The 247-nt window shown below is 68.0% G+C and carries 1 protein-coding gene; it reads left to right on the top strand.

Annotation, left to right across the window (positions count from 1 at the left end):
- The coding region (locus SAZ04_RS22710; RefSeq protein WP_332700003.1) for a hypothetical protein at positions 1 to 247 on the top strand (247 nt) is incomplete at both ends.

Below are 247 nucleotides of genomic sequence, written 5' to 3'. Positions count from 1 at the left end.
CTTCACTCCGGAGGAAGAGCAGGCGCTTGTCGACAAGCTCGACACGCTCTCGGTGGCTTCGCTCCAGAACTACATCGCATCAGCTCGATCCGCACTGGGAAGCAAGGCCCTGGCGGCGACCTGGCGACCGCGCATCGAGTTCGGGGCCGGTCATGCGGAGCAGGCCTTGGTCAAGGCGCAGGCCGCCACCGCGCGCGATGCACTGGCACTTTCGCTCGCGGCCCCGGTGGCCGCGCCGAAGTCGAAG

This window comes from Halalkalibacter lacteus (genome assembly GCF_036663595.1).
Lineage (GTDB): Bacteria > Bacillota > Bacilli > Bacillales > Bacillaceae_D > Halalkalibacter > Halalkalibacter lacteus.
The sequence above is the reverse complement of the archived record's forward strand: the minus strand, read 5'-3'. Positions and strand labels throughout refer to the sequence as shown.